Source organism: Planococcus sp. TJ-302 (genome assembly GCF_058268455.1).
Map to the genome: position 1 here is coordinate 247569 of NZ_JBZDOI010000003.1, position 20500 is coordinate 268068.

Annotated in this window: 19 protein-coding genes; 16 read left to right on the forward strand and 3 right to left on the reverse strand. The window is 49.6% G+C overall.

The genetic code is table 11. The features are described from left to right. The first annotated feature begins 100 nt into the window (after positions 1-100). A complete protein-coding gene (hflX, locus tag AC4EHB_RS14100; RefSeq protein WP_490976117.1) occupies positions 101-1372 on the forward strand; it encodes a GTPase HflX in 1272 nt (423 codons plus the stop codon). A 71-nt stretch (positions 1373-1443) separates the two neighbouring features. On the opposite strand, the gene AC4EHB_RS14105 is transcribed toward hflX, so the two are convergent. Next, positions 1444-3162: an ABC transporter ATP-binding protein gene (locus AC4EHB_RS14105; protein WP_490976116.1), complete on the reverse strand. Its 1719-nt coding sequence runs from the start codon at positions 3160-3162 to the stop codon at positions 1444-1446. Between the two features lie 511 nt (positions 3163-3673). Between AC4EHB_RS14105 and AC4EHB_RS14110 the strand changes: the two genes are divergently transcribed. The 5 genes from AC4EHB_RS14110 to AC4EHB_RS14130 all read left to right on the forward strand — a co-directional run bounded on the left by AC4EHB_RS14110 (position 3674) and on the right by AC4EHB_RS14130 (position 8113). Further along, a complete protein-coding gene (locus tag AC4EHB_RS14110; RefSeq protein ID WP_490981887.1) occupies positions 3674-4624 on the forward strand; it encodes an ABC transporter permease in 951 nt (316 codons plus the stop codon). Next, positions 4617-5567 (forward strand): iron chelate uptake ABC transporter family permease subunit, encoded by a 951-nt coding sequence (locus AC4EHB_RS14115; RefSeq protein WP_490981888.1) that lies wholly within the window; start codon positions 4617-4619, stop codon positions 5565-5567. Before AC4EHB_RS14110 ends, AC4EHB_RS14115 begins: the two co-directional genes overlap by 8 nt. Beyond that, positions 5564-6325 carry an iron ABC transporter ATP-binding protein gene (locus AC4EHB_RS14120; protein ID WP_490976113.1) on the forward strand — a complete coding sequence of 254 codons (762 nt, stop codon included), beginning with the start codon at positions 5564-5566 and terminating at the stop codon, positions 6323-6325. Before AC4EHB_RS14115 ends, AC4EHB_RS14120 begins: the two co-directional genes overlap by 4 nt. A 45-nt stretch (positions 6326-6370) precedes the next feature. Then, positions 6371-7321 carry a siderophore ABC transporter substrate-binding protein gene (locus tag AC4EHB_RS14125; protein ID WP_490981889.1) on the forward strand — a complete coding sequence of 317 codons (951 nt, stop codon included), beginning with the start codon at positions 6371-6373 and terminating at the stop codon, positions 7319-7321. 171 nt (positions 7322-7492) lie between these two features. Continuing rightward, positions 7493-8113: a phosphatase PAP2 family protein gene (locus AC4EHB_RS14130; protein WP_490976111.1), complete on the forward strand. Its 621-nt coding sequence runs from the start codon at positions 7493-7495 to the stop codon at positions 8111-8113. A gap of 50 nt (positions 8114-8163) precedes the next feature. Here the strand turns inward: AC4EHB_RS14130 and AC4EHB_RS14135 are convergent, their stop codons facing one another. Together AC4EHB_RS14135 and AC4EHB_RS14140 are read right to left on the reverse strand one after the other, a co-directional pair. Then, complete coding sequence (locus tag AC4EHB_RS14135) at positions 8164-9444, reverse strand: ammonium transporter (protein ID WP_490976110.1); 1281 nt, start codon at positions 9442-9444, stop codon at positions 8164-8166. 12 nt (positions 9445-9456) lie between these two features. Further along, on the reverse strand, positions 9457-9798 hold the full coding sequence (locus AC4EHB_RS14140) for a P-II family nitrogen regulator (RefSeq protein WP_490976109.1): 342 nt from the start codon (positions 9796-9798) through the stop codon (positions 9457-9459). A gap of 130 nt (positions 9799-9928) precedes the next feature. Here AC4EHB_RS14140 and AC4EHB_RS14145 point away from each other — a divergent pair, with 130 nt between their 5' ends. The 10 genes from AC4EHB_RS14145 to AC4EHB_RS14190 all read left to right on the forward strand — a co-directional run bounded on the left by AC4EHB_RS14145 (position 9929) and on the right by AC4EHB_RS14190 (position 20492). Next, on the forward strand, positions 9929-10573 hold the full coding sequence (locus AC4EHB_RS14145; RefSeq protein ID WP_490976108.1) for a uracil-DNA glycosylase: 645 nt from the start codon (positions 9929-9931) through the stop codon (positions 10571-10573). 101 nt (positions 10574-10674) lie between these two features. After that, on the forward strand, positions 10675-11484 hold the full coding sequence (zupT, locus tag AC4EHB_RS14150) for a zinc transporter ZupT (RefSeq protein ID WP_490976107.1): 810 nt from the start codon (positions 10675-10677) through the stop codon (positions 11482-11484). 190 nt (positions 11485-11674) lie between these two features. Then, positions 11675-12892: an MFS transporter gene (locus tag AC4EHB_RS14155; protein WP_490976106.1), complete on the forward strand. Its 1218-nt coding sequence runs from the start codon at positions 11675-11677 to the stop codon at positions 12890-12892. Positions 12893-13082: 190 nt separating this feature from the next. Continuing rightward, a complete protein-coding gene (locus AC4EHB_RS14160; protein ID WP_490976105.1) occupies positions 13083-13928 on the forward strand; it encodes a GNAT family N-acetyltransferase in 846 nt (281 codons plus the stop codon). Between the two features lie 234 nt (positions 13929-14162). Next, positions 14163-15803 (forward strand): ribosomal protection-like ABC-F family protein, encoded by a 1641-nt coding sequence (abc-f, locus tag AC4EHB_RS14165; RefSeq protein WP_490981890.1) that lies wholly within the window; start codon positions 14163-14165, stop codon positions 15801-15803. 79 nt (positions 15804-15882) lie between these two features. Continuing rightward, entirely contained in the window at positions 15883-16851 is a 969-nt protein-coding gene (locus AC4EHB_RS14170) for an ABC transporter ATP-binding protein (RefSeq protein WP_490981891.1), read from the forward strand. Beyond that, positions 16848-17486 carry an ABC transporter permease gene (locus AC4EHB_RS14175; RefSeq protein WP_490976102.1) on the forward strand — a complete coding sequence of 213 codons (639 nt, stop codon included), beginning with the start codon at positions 16848-16850 and terminating at the stop codon, positions 17484-17486. The genes AC4EHB_RS14170 and AC4EHB_RS14175 overlap by 4 nt, the downstream gene beginning before the upstream one ends. A gap of 12 nt (positions 17487-17498) precedes the next feature. Beyond that, positions 17499-18407, forward strand: coding sequence for a glycine betaine ABC transporter substrate-binding protein (locus tag AC4EHB_RS14180; protein ID WP_490981892.1), 909 nt, complete (start codon positions 17499-17501; stop codon positions 18405-18407). 147 nt (positions 18408-18554) lie between these two features. Then, entirely contained in the window at positions 18555-19703 is a 1149-nt protein-coding gene (locus AC4EHB_RS14185) for a thiolase family protein (protein ID WP_490976100.1), read from the forward strand. Positions 19704-19721: 18 nt separating this feature from the next. After that, a complete protein-coding gene (locus AC4EHB_RS14190) occupies positions 19722-20492 on the forward strand; it encodes an SDR family NAD(P)-dependent oxidoreductase (protein WP_490976099.1) in 771 nt (256 codons plus the stop codon). The last annotated feature ends 8 nt before the right edge of the window (positions 20493-20500 follow it).

The following is a 20500-nucleotide window of genomic DNA, read 5'->3' on the forward strand; positions in this document are numbered from 1 at the left end:
CACAGCAAAAGTGAACGGAATGTATGGCATTAAAAGAAGAGTGGAAACTCTTCTTTTTGTCATAAAGGGAAAGAGTTCCGCAGGCTGAGGAGGAAAACGAATGGATACATTGATTGAAAAAGCGATTCTTGTGGGAGTTCAGCTGCAGCAGGATCTCCATTTTGAGTATGAAATGGAAGAACTGCGCAATTTAGCGGAAGCCTGCGAGGTTGAAGTGGTGGGGGAAGTGATGCAGAATTTAGATCGCATCCATCCCGCTACTTATGTAGGAAAAGGGAAAGTCGAAGAAATCAAAGCGTTTTATGAAGAAGCAGAAGCAAACCTCATCATTTTTAATGATGAATTGTCGCCATCGCAAATCCGCAATCTTGAAGAAGAACTGGAATGCAAAGTCATTGACCGAACAATGCTCATCCTGGATATTTTCTCGCGCCGCGCAAAAACTCGCGAAGCACAGGTGCAGGTCGAATTGGCTCAGTTGCAATACATGCTCCCGCGCCTTGTCGGCTTGCGTGCCTCGCTTGGACGCCAAGGAGGAGGCAGCAGCGGCGGCTTTTCAAATAGGGGTGCCGGTGAAACAAAATTGGAGCTTGATCGCCGTAAAATCGAAGACCAGTTATCGAAACTCCATAAAGAATTGGAGCACATCCGCGCACAGCGCGAAACGCAGCGCAAACAGCGGACCCGCACAGGTACGCCGGTCGTTTCGCTAGTCGGCTACACAAATGCCGGCAAATCGACGATCATGAATGGTTTATTGGCAAAAACGGGCCAGGGCGAAGAGAAAAAAGTGTTTGAAAAAGACATGCTGTTTGCCACGCTCGATACGTCGGTAAGAAAAATCGTGCTAGAAGACAATAAGCATTTTCTGTTGTCGGATACAGTAGGCTTTGTCAGCAAGCTGCCGCACCATCTGGTGAAAGCTTTCCGCTCAACGCTGGAAGAGGCACGCAACTCGGATTTGCTATTGCATGTCGTTGATGTGTCGAATGACGAATACCGCCACATGATGGATGTCACAAACGCCACTTTGCATGAAGTCGGCGTGGAAAATATACCGACGCTGTTTATTTATAACAAGTCGGACTTGGCGGGTGTCCCTTATCCGAAAATCAGCGGCGACGGGCTTTGGATGTCCGCTAAAGAAGGCGAAGGACTGGATGAACTGCTAGAGAAAATCAAGGGGCATATTTTTGCCGGGCATGTAACATGCCGGATGCTCATTCCTTTTGACAGAGGGGACATCGTTGCTTATTTGAGCGATTCAGCTACCATACTGGATACTGAATACGAAGAAAATGGCACAGTCATCAAAGTAGAACTTGGCAGCGTGGATTATGACCGCTTCCAAGAATTCGTCATCGGAAAATAAATAAAAGGAGCACCCGCCAGCATTGGCAGGTGCTCCTTTTTGTTTTCAGGTTTTCAAGAAGAAAAGAATCGTTAATTTTGAAATTGAATGCGGTGAAGATTGGCGAAAATGCCGTTTTGCTCAAGCAGCTCGCTGTAGCCGCCTTGTTCCGCGATGCCGTCTTCGGTGACAACGATCACACGGTCTGCGTCACGGATGGTAGCCAGGCGATGCGCGATGATGAGTGTCGTACGGTTTTCCGCAAGTTCGGCGAGTGCTTCTTGAATGATGCGTTCCGTTTCCGTGTCGAGTGCGGACGTCGCTTCGTCCAAAATCAGGATCGGCGGATTTTTCAGGAACATGCGGGCAATGGCTAAGCGCTGCTTTTGGCCGCCTGACAATTTCAAGCCGCGTTCACCGATCTGCGTTTCATAGCCGTCCGGTAATTTGCGGACGAAGTCTTCCAGATGGGCTTTTCTCGCTGCAGCCAGAATTTCTTCTTCGCTGGCATTGCGTTTTCCGTAAGCGATGTTTTCGCGGATGGTACCGGTGAATAAGAAGACATCCTGCTGCACGATGCCGATATTCGAACGCAGTGAATGCATCGTCATGTCGCGGATATCAATATTGTCGATGGTGATGCTGCCTTCTTGAATGTCGTAAAAGCGCGGGATCAACGAGCAGATCGTCGTCTTGCCGGCACCGGATGGCCCGACAAATGCGACGGTTTCGCCGGATCGCACGGACAAATCGATGCCGTTCAACACGCTTTTATGGCCATCGTAAGCGAAATGGACATCTTCGAAAAGAATATTGCCTTTTAATCCGCTGACTTCGATAGCGTCGGGGCGGTCCAAAATCTCGGGTTCTTGCTCCATCAATTCCTGGAAGCGGCCAAAGCCGGCCATCCCTTTCGGATAAAGCTCCAGCAATGCGCTGATTTTATCAATCGGTTTGATCAGTACATTGAGAAACAGCACGAAGCTGACCAATTCCCCGTAGGACAATTCGTTTTGGTAATTAAGCCAAGCTCCATAGACGAGAACCAGCAGTGTCAAAAGGCGGGTCATCATATAGATGCTTGAATGCGTTGCGGCCATGACTTTATAGGCGACAATCTTTGCGACCCGGAAGCGGCCGTTGTCTTTTTTGAAACGGCTGATTTCGAATTCTTCATTGGTGAAAGACTGAACGACGCGGGCGCCGGAAACGCTGTCCTCTACCCGTCCATTGACATCAGCGATTTTCCCGTACATGCTGCTCCAGGCGCCGTTCATCTTGATGTTGCAGTATGTGATGAGCCAAATCAAGAACGGAATAACGATCAGCGTGACCAAAGCGAGTTTCGGATTGATCCAGAACATGATGCCGAATGCACCGAAAAATGTCATGATGGCAATGAAAAAATCTTCAGGGCCATGGTGGGCGAGTTCGCCGATATCGAACAAATCGTTGGTGATGCGGCTCATAACATGGCCGGTCTTGGTGTTGTCGAAAAAGCGGAAAGACTGCCGCTGCACATGCGTGAATAATTCCTCGCGCATATCTGTTTCGATATTGATGCCGAGTACGTGGCCGAGGTAACTGACGACGAATTGCAGGAACGTGCTAAGCAGGAACACCGCGAGCAGCAGGACGCTGACTGTTACAACCGTATTCCATTCACCGCTTGGCAACAGGTCGTCGATGAACCATTGGACAGCGACAGGAAAAGCCAATTCCAGAATGGCGACAATGACTGCGCTCGTGAAATCGACGATGAAAAGCCGTCTATGCGGTTTATAATACTTGAAAAATTGCTTTAATCTCATTGATGGACCACCTCGGAAATTTTGTCATAAGGAAAAGTATAAGCCAATTCAAGCGAATAAACGACATTTATTTCGTTTTCTGAAGTAATTGTCGTTTTTTTCATCTTATTGATACTGCGCAAAATAGCCTCGCTTGCCGCGGATGTTCTTCCCGGCTTATTGCGGGAGTCAAGGAGGTGCCGAATACTTTTGGCACCTCCTTTGCGACGAGCTTGCGCAGGAGCAACGCACTTTCATGTTTCGAAGCTAGCGAAGCGATGCAACGGTCTTTCATGTCCCGAAGCTAGCGTAGCGATGCAGGGACAGAGACAGGGACAGAAACAATCGTCTTTGCTCTGCCCAAAGCGTCCGGAGTGAATGTAGATAGCTAGTTCTATGATAAATTTTAAATGAAAATAATTCTCAATTAACTATTGATTGTTCTTTTCCTCATGATATACTAAAAAGGTTGGTAAGTGATAATGATTATCATTCTTACTGAGATTTTAATTATCTAAGATGAGGGGCAGTTATGAAGAAACGTATTTTAATACCCATATTGATCATACTGTCATTCGTCTCTCTATTTGTCGGGGTCAGCTCTATCAGCCCGATTGATTTGCTGAACTTTCAGTCGGAGGAAACGCAGATATTTCTGATCAGCCGCCTGCCGCGGCTGGTTGCGATTTTATTGGCGGGCGCTGGGATGAGCATGGCAGGGCTAATCATGCAGCAATTGAGCCGCAATAAATTCGTTTCCCCGACGACGGCCGGGACGCTCGACGCCACAAGGCTTGGAATTTTGGTGTCGATGCTTATGTTCGCCAATGCCAGCATGCTGGAAAAGATGGTTGTGGCGTTCGCTTTTGCACTTGCCGGGACATTCCTTTTCATGCAGATTTTGGACCGCATCAAGTTCAAGGATGCGATTTTCATCCCGCTTGTCGGGTTGATGTTCGGCAACATTCTGTCTTCGATCACCACCTTTTTCGCTTACCGGGCGGATGTCATCCAGAACATGTCGGCTTGGCTGCAAGGCGATTTTTCCATGATCATGAAAGGCAGCTACGAATTGCTCTACATCAGCGTGCCTGTTTTCATCATCGCCTATATTTATGCCAACCGCTTTACGGTCGCCGGCATGGGGGAGGATTTTTCCAAGAACCTCGGCTTGAAATACCGCAGCGTCGTTAATGTCGGCCTGGTGCTGGTTGCGCTGATTACGGCGACAGTCGTGCTGACGGTCGGCATGATCCCGTTTCTCGGGCTCATCATCCCGAACATCGTCTCCATTTTCAAAGGGGACCACTTGCAAAAGACATTGCCCCATACTGCGATGCTCGGTGCGATTTTCTTATTGCTCTGTGACATTTTGGGCAGGGTGCTCATTTATCCGTACGAAATCTCGATCAGCTTGATGGTTGGCGTCATCGGCAGCGCCATTTTCCTGTTCCTGTTGTTTAGGAGGAGGGCATATGCGTAACGTACATAAAATGATTTTATTGGCCGGCTTGGCTTTGGCGGCATGCTCGTTGTATTTATTCCACGACTTGAACGGCAGTTTCGATTATGCGCTGCCGCGGCGCGGAGTCAAGGTCTTTGCGATGGTGTTGACGGGTGTGGCGATCGCTTATGCAACGGTCGTGTTCCAGACCATCACCCATAACCGCATTTTGACGCCGAGTGTGATGGGCCTCGATTCGCTGTATATGCTGCTGCAGACTTTGCTGATTTTCTTTCTTGGCTCCGACCACGTGACGATTCTCAACAAACAAGTGAATTTCCTGTTGTCGATTGCAGTCATGGTGGTCTTCGCGTTGCTGTTCTACCGATTGCTGTTTAAAAAAGGCAACCAGCCCATCTATTTCCTGCTGCTGATCGGCATCATCTTCGGGACGTTCTTTTCCAGCATTTCCACGTTTCTGCAAGTGCTGATCGACCCCAATGAATTCCAGATGGTCCAAGACCGGATGTTTGCCAGCTTCAATAACGTCAACGCGGACCTCGTTTGGACTTCACTTGCTTTTGTCGCCGTGCTTGTTGCGGTTGCCTGGCGCCATAACGCGTCATTGGACGTCTTGTCGCTTGGGCGTGACGCAGCGGTAAATTTGGGTGTCAATTATGATTCTTTGGTAAAAGGGATGTTGGTGCTGTCGGCTGTGCTCATTGCCATCGCGACCGCGCTTGTGGGGCCGATTACGTTTTTCGGGCTGATTGTGGCGAACTTGTCGTATCAATTTTTCAAATCGTATAAGCATTCGGTGCACCTAACAGGCGCTATCGTCATCAGCATCATTGCTTTGGTGGGAGGGCAATGGGTCGTCGAGCGGGTTTTCACTTTCAATACAACGCTTAGCGTCATCATCAATTTCATCGGTGGAATTTACTTCATCTATCTATTATTGAAGGAGAGTCGATCCAAATGATCCAAGTTCGGGAATTAACAAAGCTATATGGGAAAAAACTAGTAGTCGAGAATGTCTCTGTCGATATCCAGCGCGGCAAAATCACGTCATTCATCGGGCCGAACGGTGCCGGGAAGTCGACGCTCCTTTCCATGGTCAGCCGGCTTCTTGACGCGGACACTGGAGAAGTACTTATCGATTCCACCAATACGAAGAAAATGAAAGCCAACGATTTATCGAAACGCGTATCGATATTAAAGCAATCGAATTACATGGATGTGCGCTTGACCGTCCGCGAACTAGTGTCTTTCGGACGCTTTCCGTACTCGAAAGGTCGCTTGAATGGCGAGGATGAGAAAATGGTCGACCAGGCAATCGGCTATATGGATTTGGAAAGCATGCAGCAGAGCTATTTGGATGAATTGTCTGGCGGCCAGCGCCAGCGTGCGTTTATTGCCATGGTCATTGCGCAGGATACTGATTACGTTCTGCTCGACGAGCCGCTCAATAATTTGGACATGAAGCATTCTGTGCAAATCATGAAAATCCTGCGCCGCCTCGTCGACGACCTTGGTAAAACTGTCGTCATCGTGCTTCACGACATTAATTTTGCGTCGGTCTATTCCGACCGTATCGTGGCGCTGAAAAATGGCCGCGTCGTTAAAGACGGGACTACCGAAGAAATCATCCAATCTGCGGCGTTGAAGGAAATCTATGACATGGACATCCCGATTCAGCAGATGGACAATTGCCGGATCTGTGTTTATTTCAATTCGTAAATTGCATTTTAAAAAATAATACATAAAAAAGGGAGTTTGATTGAGATGAAAAAATGGCTATTGATTGCAATGGCGTTATTGGTGGCTGGCGTACTTGCAGCATGCGGCGCTGGGGAAAAGGAAGAATCGGCTACAGCTGAAGCACAGGAAAAAGAGACGATGACCGTAACGCACGAATTGGGCGAAACGACTTTTGAAAAAAATCCGGAGAAAGTCGTCGTCTTCGATTTCGGCGTTCTTGATACCATGGACAAATTGGGCATAGAAGCAGCAGGTGTCCCGCAGGAATCATTGCCGGCATACCTTGATAAATACGCGGACACGGAAAAGTATGAGAACGTCGGGACATTGAAAGAAGCGGATTTTGAGGCAATCAATGCAATGAAACCGGACTTGATCATCATTTCCGGGCGCCAAGCGGACATGTATGAAGAATACGCAGCAATTGCACCGACTGTACATATCGCAGTCGATACCGATAATTACATGGAATCTTTCACGGGCAACATGGAATTGATCGGGGAAATCTTCCATAAAGAAGAGCAAGTGAAAGAAGAGCTGTCAGCGATTACTGAACAGATTGAACAAGTGAAAGAAACGGTCAGCAGTTCCCAAGCGCAAGCGTTGATTGTTTTGGCGAATGAAGGGAAAGTCAGTGCGTACGGGCCATCTTCACGTTTTGGCATTATCCATGACGTTTTTGGTGTAGAAGCGGTGGACGAAGGACTGGAAGTATCGACGCACGGACAAAGCATCTCATTCGAATACATTCTGGAGAAAAATCCTGGTATGATTTTCGTTGTGGACCGCAATGCCGCGGTGGGCAATGAAGCCAGCGCGAAAGATTCGCTTGAAAACGAATTGGTGCAAAAAACGGATGCCTATAAAAATGGGAAAATCATCTACTTGGATCCGGATTATTGGTACCTGTCAGGCGGAGGTCTGCAATCGGTGAGCCAGATGGTCACTGACGTGGAATCTGCATTCAAGCAATAAAAATAGAAAGCGTGCTGTATAGGCTGTAGGCAAATCCCTAAATCCGGGATGTCTATGGCCTTTTTTATAATTAAGCAAGAACATGGAAAGTGATGAGAGTCTTTTGGTGTTTTTGAATAGTCAGATAAATTGGGCTATAATAGATGGAAGCAACAGGGAGAGGGTGGGGTCATGCGACGTATTTTTTATCCGTTGGGAATGGCTACGTTAATTGGTTTCTTTGCAATCATTACGGCATACTCGACACCGGAATTCAAAGAAATTGATGCCTGGGCTGCCGACAAGCTCTATGGTTTAGCGTGGCTAGGCAGCCTGTCGGTCTTTGGCGAAGATCCGGTGCTCTTCGTAGTGGGAATGGCCATGATTTTATACTTATGGTTCCACCACCGGAATTACCGGGCGATGCTTTTTGTTTTCCTGACCGTGGGAGCTGGAAAGGCGTTGAACGTCCTGCTGAAAGAGGCGTTAATCCGCGATCGCCCACCGGTGCCGCAAGAGCTGGAAAGCTATAGCTTCCCGTCCGAGCATGCGATGGGCGGACTCTTATATATTTTCACAGCGGCTTACTTCATAACAACGTACATGGTTTCTGAAATTGGGAAATGGCTGGTGTGGCTTGCGGCGATAGGGCTGGTTGCCGGGATCGGGCTTTCCCGTGTGGCTGGAGGCGAGCATTATTTTTCGGACGTGCTGGCCGGCTGGTGCGCAGGGTATACATTATTCGTAGCAGTCGCTATCTGGTACGAGTTCCGGGAACACCGCTTTGAAAAGCTGCAAAAAGCTGCAGAATAGATAAAAAAAGCAGGGCTTCCATTATCGGAAGCCCTGCTTTTTGGATGGGATTAAGGTTTGGATGTGCTTGGCCGTTCGCCCATGCGGTTCAAGCGTGTAGCGAATGATTCCGCGGAAGGAGTTGAACCGCGAAGGACGTCTTGCATAGCGTATGCTTGTGAACCGTGTTCGGAAAAATCCAAGCCGTTTTCTTCTTCTTCAGCAGAGACGCGGATCGGCGAGATGGCATTGACGGCGTATACAACGATTCCGGATGCTAGCGTAGTCCATCCGATGACAGCCAGAATGCCGACTGTCTGGATGCCGAGGGTTTCTGCACCGCCGCCGTAAAGCAACCCGCCTGACGTATCGAAGAAGCCTAGCGCGATAGTTCCCCAAATGCCTCCTACACCATGGACAGCGATGGCGCCGACCGGATCATCGACACGGATTTTGGAGTCGAGGATGCGGACTGCTTCTGTCATGATGATGCCAGCCAGAAGGCCGATTGCCATAGCCCCAAGGAACGATACATTGGCGGCGCCGGCGGTAATGCCAACTAATCCTGCAAGCGCCCCGTTCATTGTTAATGAAGGGTCGATTCGGCCGTAGCGGAAACGGGTATAAAGAGCTGTAGAAATAACTGCGGCTGATGCAGCAAGCAGTGTATTCAAAATGACTGGAGGCACGAGTTCAGGATCGGCGGCAAGAGTGCTCCCGCCATTGAAACCGAACCAGCCGAGCCATAAGATGAAGACGCCAAGTGCGCCAAGCGGCAAATTATGGCCAGGAATCGAGTTGACAATCTTGCCGCTGTATTTCCCAAGACGCGGCCCTAATTTCCAAGCTGTAACGAATGCGGCGGTCGCACCAGTCAAATGCACAACGGTCGAACCGGCAAAATCGATAAAGCCGATTTGGGAAAGCCAGCCGCCGCCCCACACCCAATGCCCGACAATCGGGTAGATGACGGCGGTCATTGCCACAGTCAGCATGATATAAGCAGACAATTTCATCCGTTCTGCAACCGCGCCGGAGATGATAGTGGCGCAAGTGGCAGCGAATACCGCCTGGAAAACAAAAAAGCTGATGTCTTCACGGCCGGCAAGCAGGAACCCGTCAGTGCCGACCATGCCGAAAGCCGAGGTGCCGAACATCAAGGCGAATCCGACAAAAAAGTACAGGATAGAACCGAGGCCAACCGTAATGAGGTTTTTCATCAAAATGTTCAAGGTGTTCTTGGAGCGGGTAAAGCCGGTTTCCAGCATAGCGAATCCCGCGTGCATAAAAAAGACCAAAATCGTGCCAATCATTACCCATAACATATCTACTGAACTTTGGACTGCTTCCATTTGATTTCCTCCTTATCCGACGGCAATAGTGCCGCGTTCTTTTGTTCTGATGCGAATAGCTTCTTCAACCGGTAGGATGAAAATCTTGCCGTCTCCGACTTCGCCAGTAGCGGCATACTCGAGCAGCGCTTGAACGATGTCTTCGACTTTGGAATCATCGACCACCATTTCCAGTTTTATTTTTGGTGAAAATTCCATGGTATAGGCATTTCCCCGGAACAGGCCAGTGCGCCCTTCCTGTTTACCGATGCCGGCGATTTCAGTGACGGTCAATCCATCTATGCCTTCAAGCGCTAATGCTTGGCGGACGTCAGCGAAAACCGAGGGACGGATAATGGTTTCGATCTTTTTCATGTTCTCTCCTCCTTCGTGTTAGGTTTGTTAACATCATAATCAATGTATTCTGACAATGCAAGCTTTATTTTTAATTAACGTTAGAAAACCTTACATTAAAAATGAATAACAGAAAATCGAGGTGTTTTTTATGTATGAATTATCAGATGAATTAGTAAAGCTAGGGGTAGAGCGCATAAAGGGATTCCCGGTCGACGGCTTTGTCAGGAGCCGCGGTACGCGAAACCCGGCATTAATGCTGGTAGGGGAAGCGCCGGGCGAAAACGAGATTGAAACCGGGATTCCATTTACAGGAAGGGCCGGAAAAGAATTGATGGCGTCGCTTGGCGGCGTCGGTTTGGAGCGCGAGGACGTTTACATCACAAGCGCGGTGCGCAGCCGTCCGTATAAATGGGGGAGCAAAAAAGAGCGGGACGGCTCTTTAACCGAAAGAAAATACAACCGTGCGCCCACTAAAAAAGAGATTATTGCCCATGCGCCTATTTTGGACGCTGAAATCCATGATCTCAATCCGCCACTGATCGTAACGCTCGGCAATGTTGGGCTGCAGCGTTTGATCGGTCCTCAGGCGAAAGTGACGCAATTGCATGGTGTGCTGTTGGAAACGCCGATTTTAAAGTGGGACGAGGAAAATCAACGGTTTATGGAGACGGAACAGCATTATCACCTATTTCCGACATTCCATCCGGCCAGTGTGTTCTATAATCCGCCGGTTCGCTTGTTGAAGGATGAGGATTGGCTGAAGCTCGGGGAACTGTTGCGCATACGAGGATAAGTAAGAATAATGGGAAATTTTTCTTCATTAAAAAAAGTTGTGGGCAGGAAACTTTTATCGTACAATAACCTTAATCATCAGAACGGAAGGACGTCGAGATTATGGACAGTACGGTATTATTTGCGCTCGGCTTGACGTTATTCGCGGGATTGGCCACAGGGATCGGCAGTTTGCTCGCCTTTTTCGCATCCCGGACCAACACGAAATTTCTGTCGGTATCCCTTGGTTTTTCGGCAGGGGTTATGATATATGTATCAATGATTGAAATTTTTGTTAAAGCGAAAGATTCTTTGACGGGTGCTCATGGCGATACGGCGGGCTATTGGCTAACGATTGCCGGATTTTTTGGCGGCATGATTTTCATGGCGATACTTGACCGGATTTTGCCGCAGCTCGGCAACCCGCATGAAGTGCGGACGGTAGAGGATATGGATGAAGGGCCGACCAACGACGAATACGCACGGCTGCGGAAAATGGGTATTTTCACTGCATTGGCAATCGGGATCCACAATTTTCCGGAAGGCATTGCGACGTTTATGTCAGCCATTCAGGATCCAGGACTTGGTATTGCCATCGCTATTGCGGTGGCGATCCACAATATACCGGAAGGCATTGCCGTATCGGTACCGATTTATTACGCGACAGGAAGCCGACGCAAAGCGTTGAAATATAGTTTCTTGTCCGGCATAGCAGAGCCGATTGGAGCGATTGTAGCATGGCTGATTTTGATGCCGTTTTTGAGCGATACGCTGTTTGGTATCATATTCGCCGGAGTGGCAGGGTTAATGGTTTTCATTTCGCTGGATGAACTATTGCCTGCAGCTAAACGCTACGACGAAGCGCATTTATCGATTTATGGGTTAATTGCCGGTATGGCAGTAATGGCTTTGAGCCTAGTGCTGTTGGCATAAATGCACCGGAAGCGTAGGCCTCTTTATCCCTGGGTAAGGGATAAAGAGGTTTTTGTGTTTAACGCCAAAATCAGGACTGATTTTTCCGAAAAGTTAAACATTTCCACTACTGTTGCGGCGCACAAATTCTAGGAGTATAGTATTGGTGTAAAGACACTGCATTACACGTGTAAAGACAAGGGGGATTAGAATGGCTACACTAGCTGAAAAAAATATCACTGGAATTTCGCGCAATAAATTATTGGGCGTTGCGGGATTAGGCTGGCTATTTGACGCGATGGATGTCGGCATCTTGTCGTTCGTCATCGCCGCGCTTAAAGTGGATTGGAATTTGTCGGTTCAGCAGATGGGCTGGATTGGCAGTGTAAACTCCATTGGGATGGCGGTCGGAGCATTCGTTTTCGGCATCTACGCGGATCGGGTGGGCAGAAAAAAGATTTTCATCATTACGCTCTTATTATTCTCGGTAGCAAGCGGACTTTCCGCTTTCACCACAACGCTCGCAGCGTTCATGGTTTTGCGTTTCTTCGTGGGCATGGGGCTTGGCGGAGAACTGCCTGTTGCTGCAACGCTTGTTTCTGAAAGTGTGCCGGCGAAAGAACGCGGGCGCGTCGTCGTGCTGCTCGAGAGTTTTTGGGCAGCCGGCTGGTTGTTGGCGGCCATCATTTCTTATTTCATCATTCCTTCATACGGCTGGCAGGTAGCTTTGCTGTTGACGGCATTGCCGGCATTCTATGCGTTGTATTTGCGCATCAATTTACCAGATTCTCCTCAATTCACGGCGAAAAAGAATGTTTTGCGTTCTGTATCGACCAATATCAAAGAAGTCTGGTCTAAAAAATATCTGCGGCCGACGATTATGCTGTGGGTTGTCTGGTTTATGGTCGTATTTTCTTATTACGGCATGTTCCTATGGCTGCCGAGCGTTATGATATTGAAAGGCTTCACGCTGATCCAAAGCTTTAAATACGTTCTCATCATGACATTGGCACAACTGCCGGGATATTTCTCTGCAGCTTGGCTGATCGAACGCATGGGAAGAAAATTCGTGCTCGTCACGTATCTGCTTGGAACCGCGGCCAGCGCATTGGTGTTCGGCAACGCGGAAACCCTTGGCATGCTCATCGGAGCGGGTATTTTCCTTTCCTTCTTCAATCTTGGGGCATGGGGAGCGCTTTATGCTTATTCACCTGAGCAATACCCGACGGTCATCCGTGCGACGGGGACAGGCATGGCCGCGTCATTTGGCCGTATCGGAGGTATTCTTGGACCGCTTTTGGTCGGTACCATGTTGGCTGCTGATTACGGTGTGGGCTGGATTTTTGCGATTTTCTGCGTCGCCATCATCATCGGTGCAATGGCCGTAGCGTTTCTTGGAACTGAAACAAAACAAATGGAATTGGAATAGAAGCATCGAAACTGTCCTTCTAGCTGGCAAAGCTGAAGGACGGTTTTTTTGTGCTTGATTTGGAAATTGTGGCGGGTGCAAAGCCAAAAAACTTGCATCGGCTTATTAAAATGCAAGAGAAAGAAGGAAATTCCCTTTTTCTAGCCAATTAAGATGTTATAGAAAGATTTTAGAGAAATGAGTGAGCGGGATGGAATGGGAAATGTACAGCGATGCTATGGCCTTTGCAGAGCAGGTTGAGGCGCTGCTATATAAACGGGAAGACGAATATAGTTTGTTCATTGGAATCTTGGAGCAGATCAAAAAAGGGCGATATGAGGAATATTATTTGGGAATTGCGAAAACTAACGGCGAAATTGCGGCGGTGTGCTTGATGACGCCTCCTCATCCTTTGCAGTTGATCACTTTTAATGGGCATGCCGGACTTGAAAAAAACATTGCCGAAAAATTGATGGATTCGGGAATTTGGGTGGATTCCATAATTGGCGATCGCCAGACGGCGGAAGCCTTCGCACGGGCTTGGTCCGCCAAAAAAGGGACAATGCCCAAAGAAGTGATGAACCAGGGCTTGTACCGCGCCGATTCAGTGAACCGGAAGCTGGCGAAAAGTCCGGGCACGTGGCGCGTCGCAAGCAGTAAGGATGCGCCGCTGTTAGAAGAATGGATGCTGCTGTTCGAGCGGGATACCGGCATCGCCGCTTCAACGCCGGCGGAAGCAGCCCGGAAAATAGATGAATTTCTGGAACGCAAAGAAGTTTTCGTTTGGGAGGATCGGGGAGAAATGGTGTCGTGCATGAAGAAAGCGCGTCCTTCGAAGCATGGCATCACGGTGTCGTTCGTTTTTACGCCGGCCAAATACCGGCGCAGGAGCTACGCGAGGACACTGGTCGCCGAGGTGACTGAGGAGCTGCTGGAGGAATACGATTTCGTCATGCTGTATACAGATCTTGCCAACCCGACCTCCAATAAAATCTACCGGGAAATTGGCTATGAGCAGATTGCGAACCCGGTGCATCTGAAGTTTGAGGAGAAATAGAAAGAATAATGTGATAGTATGGATTTATTAAACCGAAGGGAAGATGGGTGGCCGATGGATAACTAATCCTTTTTCTTAAAAGCCAAAAGTTTGGCGCAACAGAAATTGGATTCGTCTGCCCATTTTTACAAAAAAGGTTTTCCGCCGTTTGGCGGCTTATTTGGGCATGCGAATCCTTCCGACTAGTAAATCGGAGGGATTTTTTAATTCCTCGATATAAGGGGGCATTACGCTATGGTCATACGTGGCATCATAAGCAAATTATCCATTCAATACGGCGACCGAACGGTATTGAAAGACGTCCGGACAGAAATTCCCGAAGGGGCACGCATCGGGATTACGGGAGCGAACGGAGCCGGCAAATCGCTGCTTCTGAAAGCGGTGGCTAAAGGGGGAGAGGGCATCCGGTGGCTGGGTGCAAAACCGTCAATCGCTTATATGAAACAGGGAGATGGCGAATTGGAATACAACGCCTCCACTATAGACAGCCGGAAATTTGAAATGAAATGGAACGTTCCGGAAAAGCGCGTTCAGCTCAGCGGAGGAGAAGCGATCAAAGTGCGTTTGGCGCGTACGCTGGCAGAAAAAGCGGATGTTCTGCTGCTGGATGAACCGACGAACCACCTCGATGCAGAAAGCGTTAAGCTTGTTACAGACCAATTAAAAAAGTATGAAGGCACGCAGCTCATCGTGTCGCATGACCGTTATTTTTTGGATGAAGTTGCTACCCACATCTGGGAAATAGAAGACGGGAATCTTATCGCATGCGAAGGGAATTACAGCGATTCCCGAAAGGCGAAAGAACATCGGAAATTGACGCAGCAGCGGAAATACGACAAGCAGCAGGCCCGAATTGCAAGTGTCGAACAACAACTCTCCGAACTCCAGTCATGGTCCGGAAAAGCGCATGCGGAGTCTACAAAGCAGGACGGATTTAAGGAGTTTTACCGGTCAAAAGCGAAGCGGATGGATGTCCAGATCCGCAGCAAGCGCAAGCGGCTGGAAGCGGAGCTGGCAAAAGAGCGCGTAGACCAGCCTGAGGGCGATGCAGAAGTGAAATTTGAAATCAGTGGCGCTGCCAAAAAAGGCCGGCGTATAATGGAGTTGAAAAATGTCGGAAAAAGTTTTGGCAGCCGGGTGTTGTTCAGCGGCGCGTCCTTTACTGTGCAGCATGGAGAACGGATCGGGCTGGTCGGTGCAAACGGCAGCGGGAAATCCACCTTTTTTCGTATGTTGATGGAAGAAATGGACTATACGGGTGAATTCTGGCGGACGGAGGGCATGAAGTTGGGGTATTTGAGCCAAGATGTTTTGGATTTGCCGGAAGATGAAACACCAGCCCGTTTGTTCGAAACCTCAAGTTTTGAACGGCAAGGCCAAATACGGACTTTGATGGATAATTTGGGCTTTGGGAGGCAGCATTGGCAAGAACCTGTCCGCCATATGAGTATGGGAGAGCGGGTGAAGTTGAAATTGATGGAGTTCATGCTCGCTGAATGCAATGTACTGGTGCTTGACGAGCCGACAAACCATTTGGATCTTCCTTCGAGAGAGCAATTGGAGAAGACCTTAGCGGTATTTCCGGGGACGCTTTTAATCGCCACGCATGACCGCTATTTCATGGAAAGGCTGGCAGACAGGCTATTGGTGTTCGGAAACGGCAAACTGGTGAAATACGAAAGCGGTTATGCCCGATGGTTAGGCAAGAAAGCTGAACATGTGGAAAGCGATTTTCTGCAATTGGAGACGGAGCGCCAAGCGGTTCTCGGCAAACTGAGTTTCATGAAGCCGGGAGACAAAGAATATGCCGCGCTCGACAGCCGCTTCAACGAGTTGACCAAGAAAATCAAATCGCTTCAAGCACTGCCGAAATAAGGTTCGTGCAGGAGTAGTGCGCTTTGAATAAGGGTAAAGAAATAAGCATTAAGAAATCGGGTGGAAAGGGGCGGATGCAGTGATTCGCTTTGATAACGTTACAAAAAGGTTTCCGGACGGCACGGAAGCGCTGAAAGGGGTATCCCTCACATTGCCAGCTCATCGGTTGACTGCCATCATCGGCCCCAGTGGCTGCGGCAAAACCACGTTAATGAAGATGATCAATAAACTGGAAAAGCCGAGTGAAGGAGAAATCTATATTGATGAAAAGCCGATAACTGATTTAGAAGAAGTTGAGCTTCGCAGGTCGATCGGTTATGTTATCCAGCGCATTGGATTGTTTCCACATATGACGATTGCTGACAACGTGTCGCTTGTTCCGAAGCTGCGGGGTTGGGCAAAAGACAAGACAGACCAGCGCGTGCGCGAATTGCTGGCGCTTACCGGACTAGATCCGGAAGTTTATTTGGAGCGTTATCCGCTTGAATTGAGCGGCGGGCAGCAGCAGCGCGTCGGAGTAGTGCGTGCGCTTGCGGGCGACCCGAACATCATTCTGATGGACGAACCGTTTTCTGCGCTTGACCCGATCAGCCGGGAACAGCTGCAGGGTGAACTGCAGAACTTGCAGCGGGAAATCCAAAAAACCATTGTCTTCGTTACGCACGATATGGATGAAGCACTGAAAATCGCGGACCTGATCGTGGTCATGCGTGCCGGGCAAGTAGAACAGATTGGCACGCCGGACGAATTGGTGGCTGAGCCTGCCAATGATTTTGTACGGAATTTTATCGGCACGGAACGGATCGAGCGCCAGCGGGTATTCGGCGAGAAGAAATTGAAAGAGTTTGCCAGCTTGTTTGCGCTTGAATGGAGCGGCGACGCACAGAAGATTTCTTCCGGCGCAACTATAGAAGAAGCGGTGCATGAGCTTGAAAAGAGCCAGCATAGCCGGCTTGCAGTGGTGGAAGAAGACCGCGTTATCGGTTACCTTTCGGAACATGATTTGCTAAGAGCGGCGCTCCGCAAGGAAGCAGGTGTGGTCGGATGAATAATTTCCTCAATACATTGTCGACGCGTCAAGACATGATCCAAAGCGCGTTTCTGGAGCACATTTATTTGTCTTTCGTAGCTGTGGCAGTCGGGGTGGCATTGGCTTTGCCGACGGGCATCCTCATTGCGCGCTATCGGAAATACGCCGAGCCGATCATCGGAGTGACGGCAGTGTTCCAGACGATTCCGAGTTTGGCGCTATTCGGATTCCTGGTGCCGATCCTCGGCATCGGTTCGCCTACGGCATTGATTGCGCTGATCATTTATGCGCTGCTGCCGATTTTGCGCAATACGTATACAGGAATCACCGGTGTCGACGGCTCAATTATTGAAGCGGGAAGAGGCATGGGTATGACGCGCACGCAGATTCTGCGGCAAATCGAATTGCCGTTGGCGCTGCCGTTCATTATGGCGGGCATCCGTACAGCAACCGTGTTGACAGTTGGCATCGCCACACTTGCCACATTCGTCGGTGCAGGCGGCCTTGGCGACATCATTTACCGCGGTTTGCAATCGTATAATAATTCCTTAGTGCTGGCAGGAGCTCTGCCGGTTGCTTTGCTTGCCATTGGCTTTGATCAGGTTCTAAAATGGATTGAGAAGCGGGCGACGCCAAAAGGATTGAAACTTTAAGGGGGAAAAGAAATGAAGAAATCAGCAGCAGTGGTTTTATTGGCGGCATCAGCGGTTTTAGCAGGATGCGGCGGCGATTCGGGCGGAAGCGCATCGGATCCGATTGTCATCGGCGGCAAGCCATGGACAGAGCAATACATTTTGCCCCATATTCTCGGGCAGTATATTGAAGCGAATTCGGAGTATACCGTAGAGTACGAGGATGGTCTCGGTGAAGTTGCTATATTGACCCCGGCATTGGAAAAAGGGGACATTGACATGTACGTCGAATATACGGGCACAGGGCTGAAAGATGTATTGAAAGAAGAGTCAAAGCCTGGCCAATCATCGGAAGAAGTGCTGGAGCGTGTGCGCGCAGGATATGAAGAAACCTTAGGCGCGACATGGCTCGAACCTCTTGGATTCGAGAACGGCTACACGCTGGCGTATTCAAAAGACAGCGGTTATGATGCAAAAACGTATTCCGAACTTGCTGAGATCTCCAAGACGGAAGATATGTCATTCGGCGCTCCACATCCATTTTATGAACGCCAAGGAGACGGCTTCGATGACATGATCAAGACGTATCCGTTCAATTTCTCCGCAACTGAAAGCTTTGACCCTGCAATCATGTACGAAGCAGTGAAAAATGGCGATGTGGATGTTATCCCAGCCTTTACAACGGATAGCCGAATTGGATTATTCGATTTGGAAACGACCGAAGACGATAAATCGTTCTTCCCGAAATATGACGCGGCACCAGTCGTTCGCATGGATACGCTTGAAGAGTATCCAGAACTTGAAGAAGTGCTGAAAGGTTTGGCAGGGCAGATTTCTGAAGAGGAAATGCTCGCGATGAACGCGAAAGTGGACGTTGACCAGGAAGTCGCCAGCGATGTTGCACGCGAGTTCCTGCTGGAAAAAGGATTAATCGAAGAATAATGCACAGATCCCGCAGACACTTCTGCGGGATTTTTTGTATGGCATTTGCTAATGAACTCTTGTACAATAATTTTAATGAGTGAATAGTCATTCAATTCAGGAAATTGGGAATGCTTGCGATTTAATAAAGATAGATGGGGTGAAGAAATGAGAGAAGTGGTCATTATTGAAGGGGTGCGTTCGGCAGTCGGACGCCGCAAAGGCATCTTCGCAGAAACACGTCCGGATGAATTAGCGGCGCTCGTGCTAGAAGAATTGGTAGCACGTGCCGGCGTCCAAAAAGGCCTGGTGGAAGATGTGATTTTAGGCTGTGTTTCACAAGTGGGTGAACAAAGCGGCAACGTTGCGCGGACAGCAGCTTTGATAGCGGGATTCCCGGATTATGTGCCGGGTGTGACAATCGATCGCCAATGCGGCTCGAGCCAGCAAGCGGTCCATTTCGGGGCCCAAGCGATCCTGTCAGGCGATATGGACATCGTCATTGCCGGTGGGGTGGAAAGCATGACGCGCGTGCCGATGTTCTCGAATGTACAAGAGGCGAAGCCAAGTGAAAAATTGGCCGCACAATACGAAATCATCAACCAAGGGCTGTCGGCTGAACGCATCTCGGAAAAATGGGGTTTTACGCGGGAGCAATTGGATGCTTACGCGGTTGAAAGCCACGAGCGTGCGCAGCGGGCCATCGACAACGGCGCGTTCGAAAAGGAAATTGCGGCGATTAGAGTGGGAAGCGAGAACGGGGAGAAGCGCTTAGTATCCATTGACGAAGGGCCGCGGCCCGGGACGACAATGGAGGTTTTGGCTGGCCTGAAGACGGTGTTCCAAGAAGGCGGCGTCATTACAGCTGGCAACGCCAGCCAAATGAGCGACGGAGCATCGGCGGTATTATTGATGTCCCGCGAAAAAGCGGACGAACTCGGCTTAGAGCCAAAAGCCCGCATTATTGCCCGTTCAGTCGTCGGTTCTGATCCGACATTGATGCTGACGGGACCGATTGCCGCAACGCAGAAAGTGCTTGAAAAAGCGAAGCTGGAAATCAGCGATATGGACCGTTATGAAGTGAACGAAGCTTTTGCTCCGGTGCCATTGGCGTGGCTGGCGGAAATCGGCGGGGATCCGCAGAAACTGAATGTCAACGGCGGCGCCATCGCGCTCGGTCATCCGCTTGGTGCAACCGGCACGAAACTCATGGTTTCGCTGCTCCATGAGCTTGAACGAAGTGGCGGGCGCTATGGGTTGCTGGCAATCTGTGAAGGGATGGGCATGGCGAACGCGACAATCATTGAACGTTTATAGGAGAGAGGGGCAGCAAATATGAAATTTTCAGATGTGAAAGCGGTTGTGACTGGAGGGGCTTCGGGACTTGGTGAAGCGACAGTCCGCCGTATTGCAGCAGGCGGCGGAAAAGCGGCCATCTTTGATTTGAACAAAGAACGGGCCCAGGCACTGGTTGCTGAGTTGGGGGAAGAAAAGGTCGGTTATTTTGAGACGAATGTGGCCGATGCGCAACAAGTGGAAAAGAGTTTTGCGGAAGCGGTAGAACGCTTTGAATCGATTAATGCAGTGGTCAATTGTGCAGGAATCGGGACACCTGGCAAGGTCGTTTCAAAAGGTGCACCAATTGCCCTGAGCCAATTTGAAAAAGTTATCCAAGTGAATTTGGTCGGAACGTTCAACGTCATTCGCGTGGCGGCTGCGGCGATGCAGCATAACGCCCCGAATGACGAAGGGGAACGGGGCGTCATCATATCGACAGCTTCAGTAGCTGCATTTGAAGGACAGATTGGGCAAGCTGCCTATAGCGCCTCGAAAGGCGGCGTGGTGTCAATGACGCTGCCGATTGCGCGCGAACTTGCGCGCGATGGCATCCGCGTCCTGGCGATTGCGCCAGGATTGATGCAGACGCCGATGGTTGACGGCCTGCCGGATGCCGCAATCGAGTCGCTGTCCCGTTCCGTGCCATTTCCGGCGCGCCTCGGCCGGCCGGCAGAATATGCCCAATTGGTGCAGAGCATGTTGGAAAATACCATGCTGAACGGTGAAGTGATCCGTCTTGACGGAGCAATCCGCATGCAGCCGAAATAAACGACAGG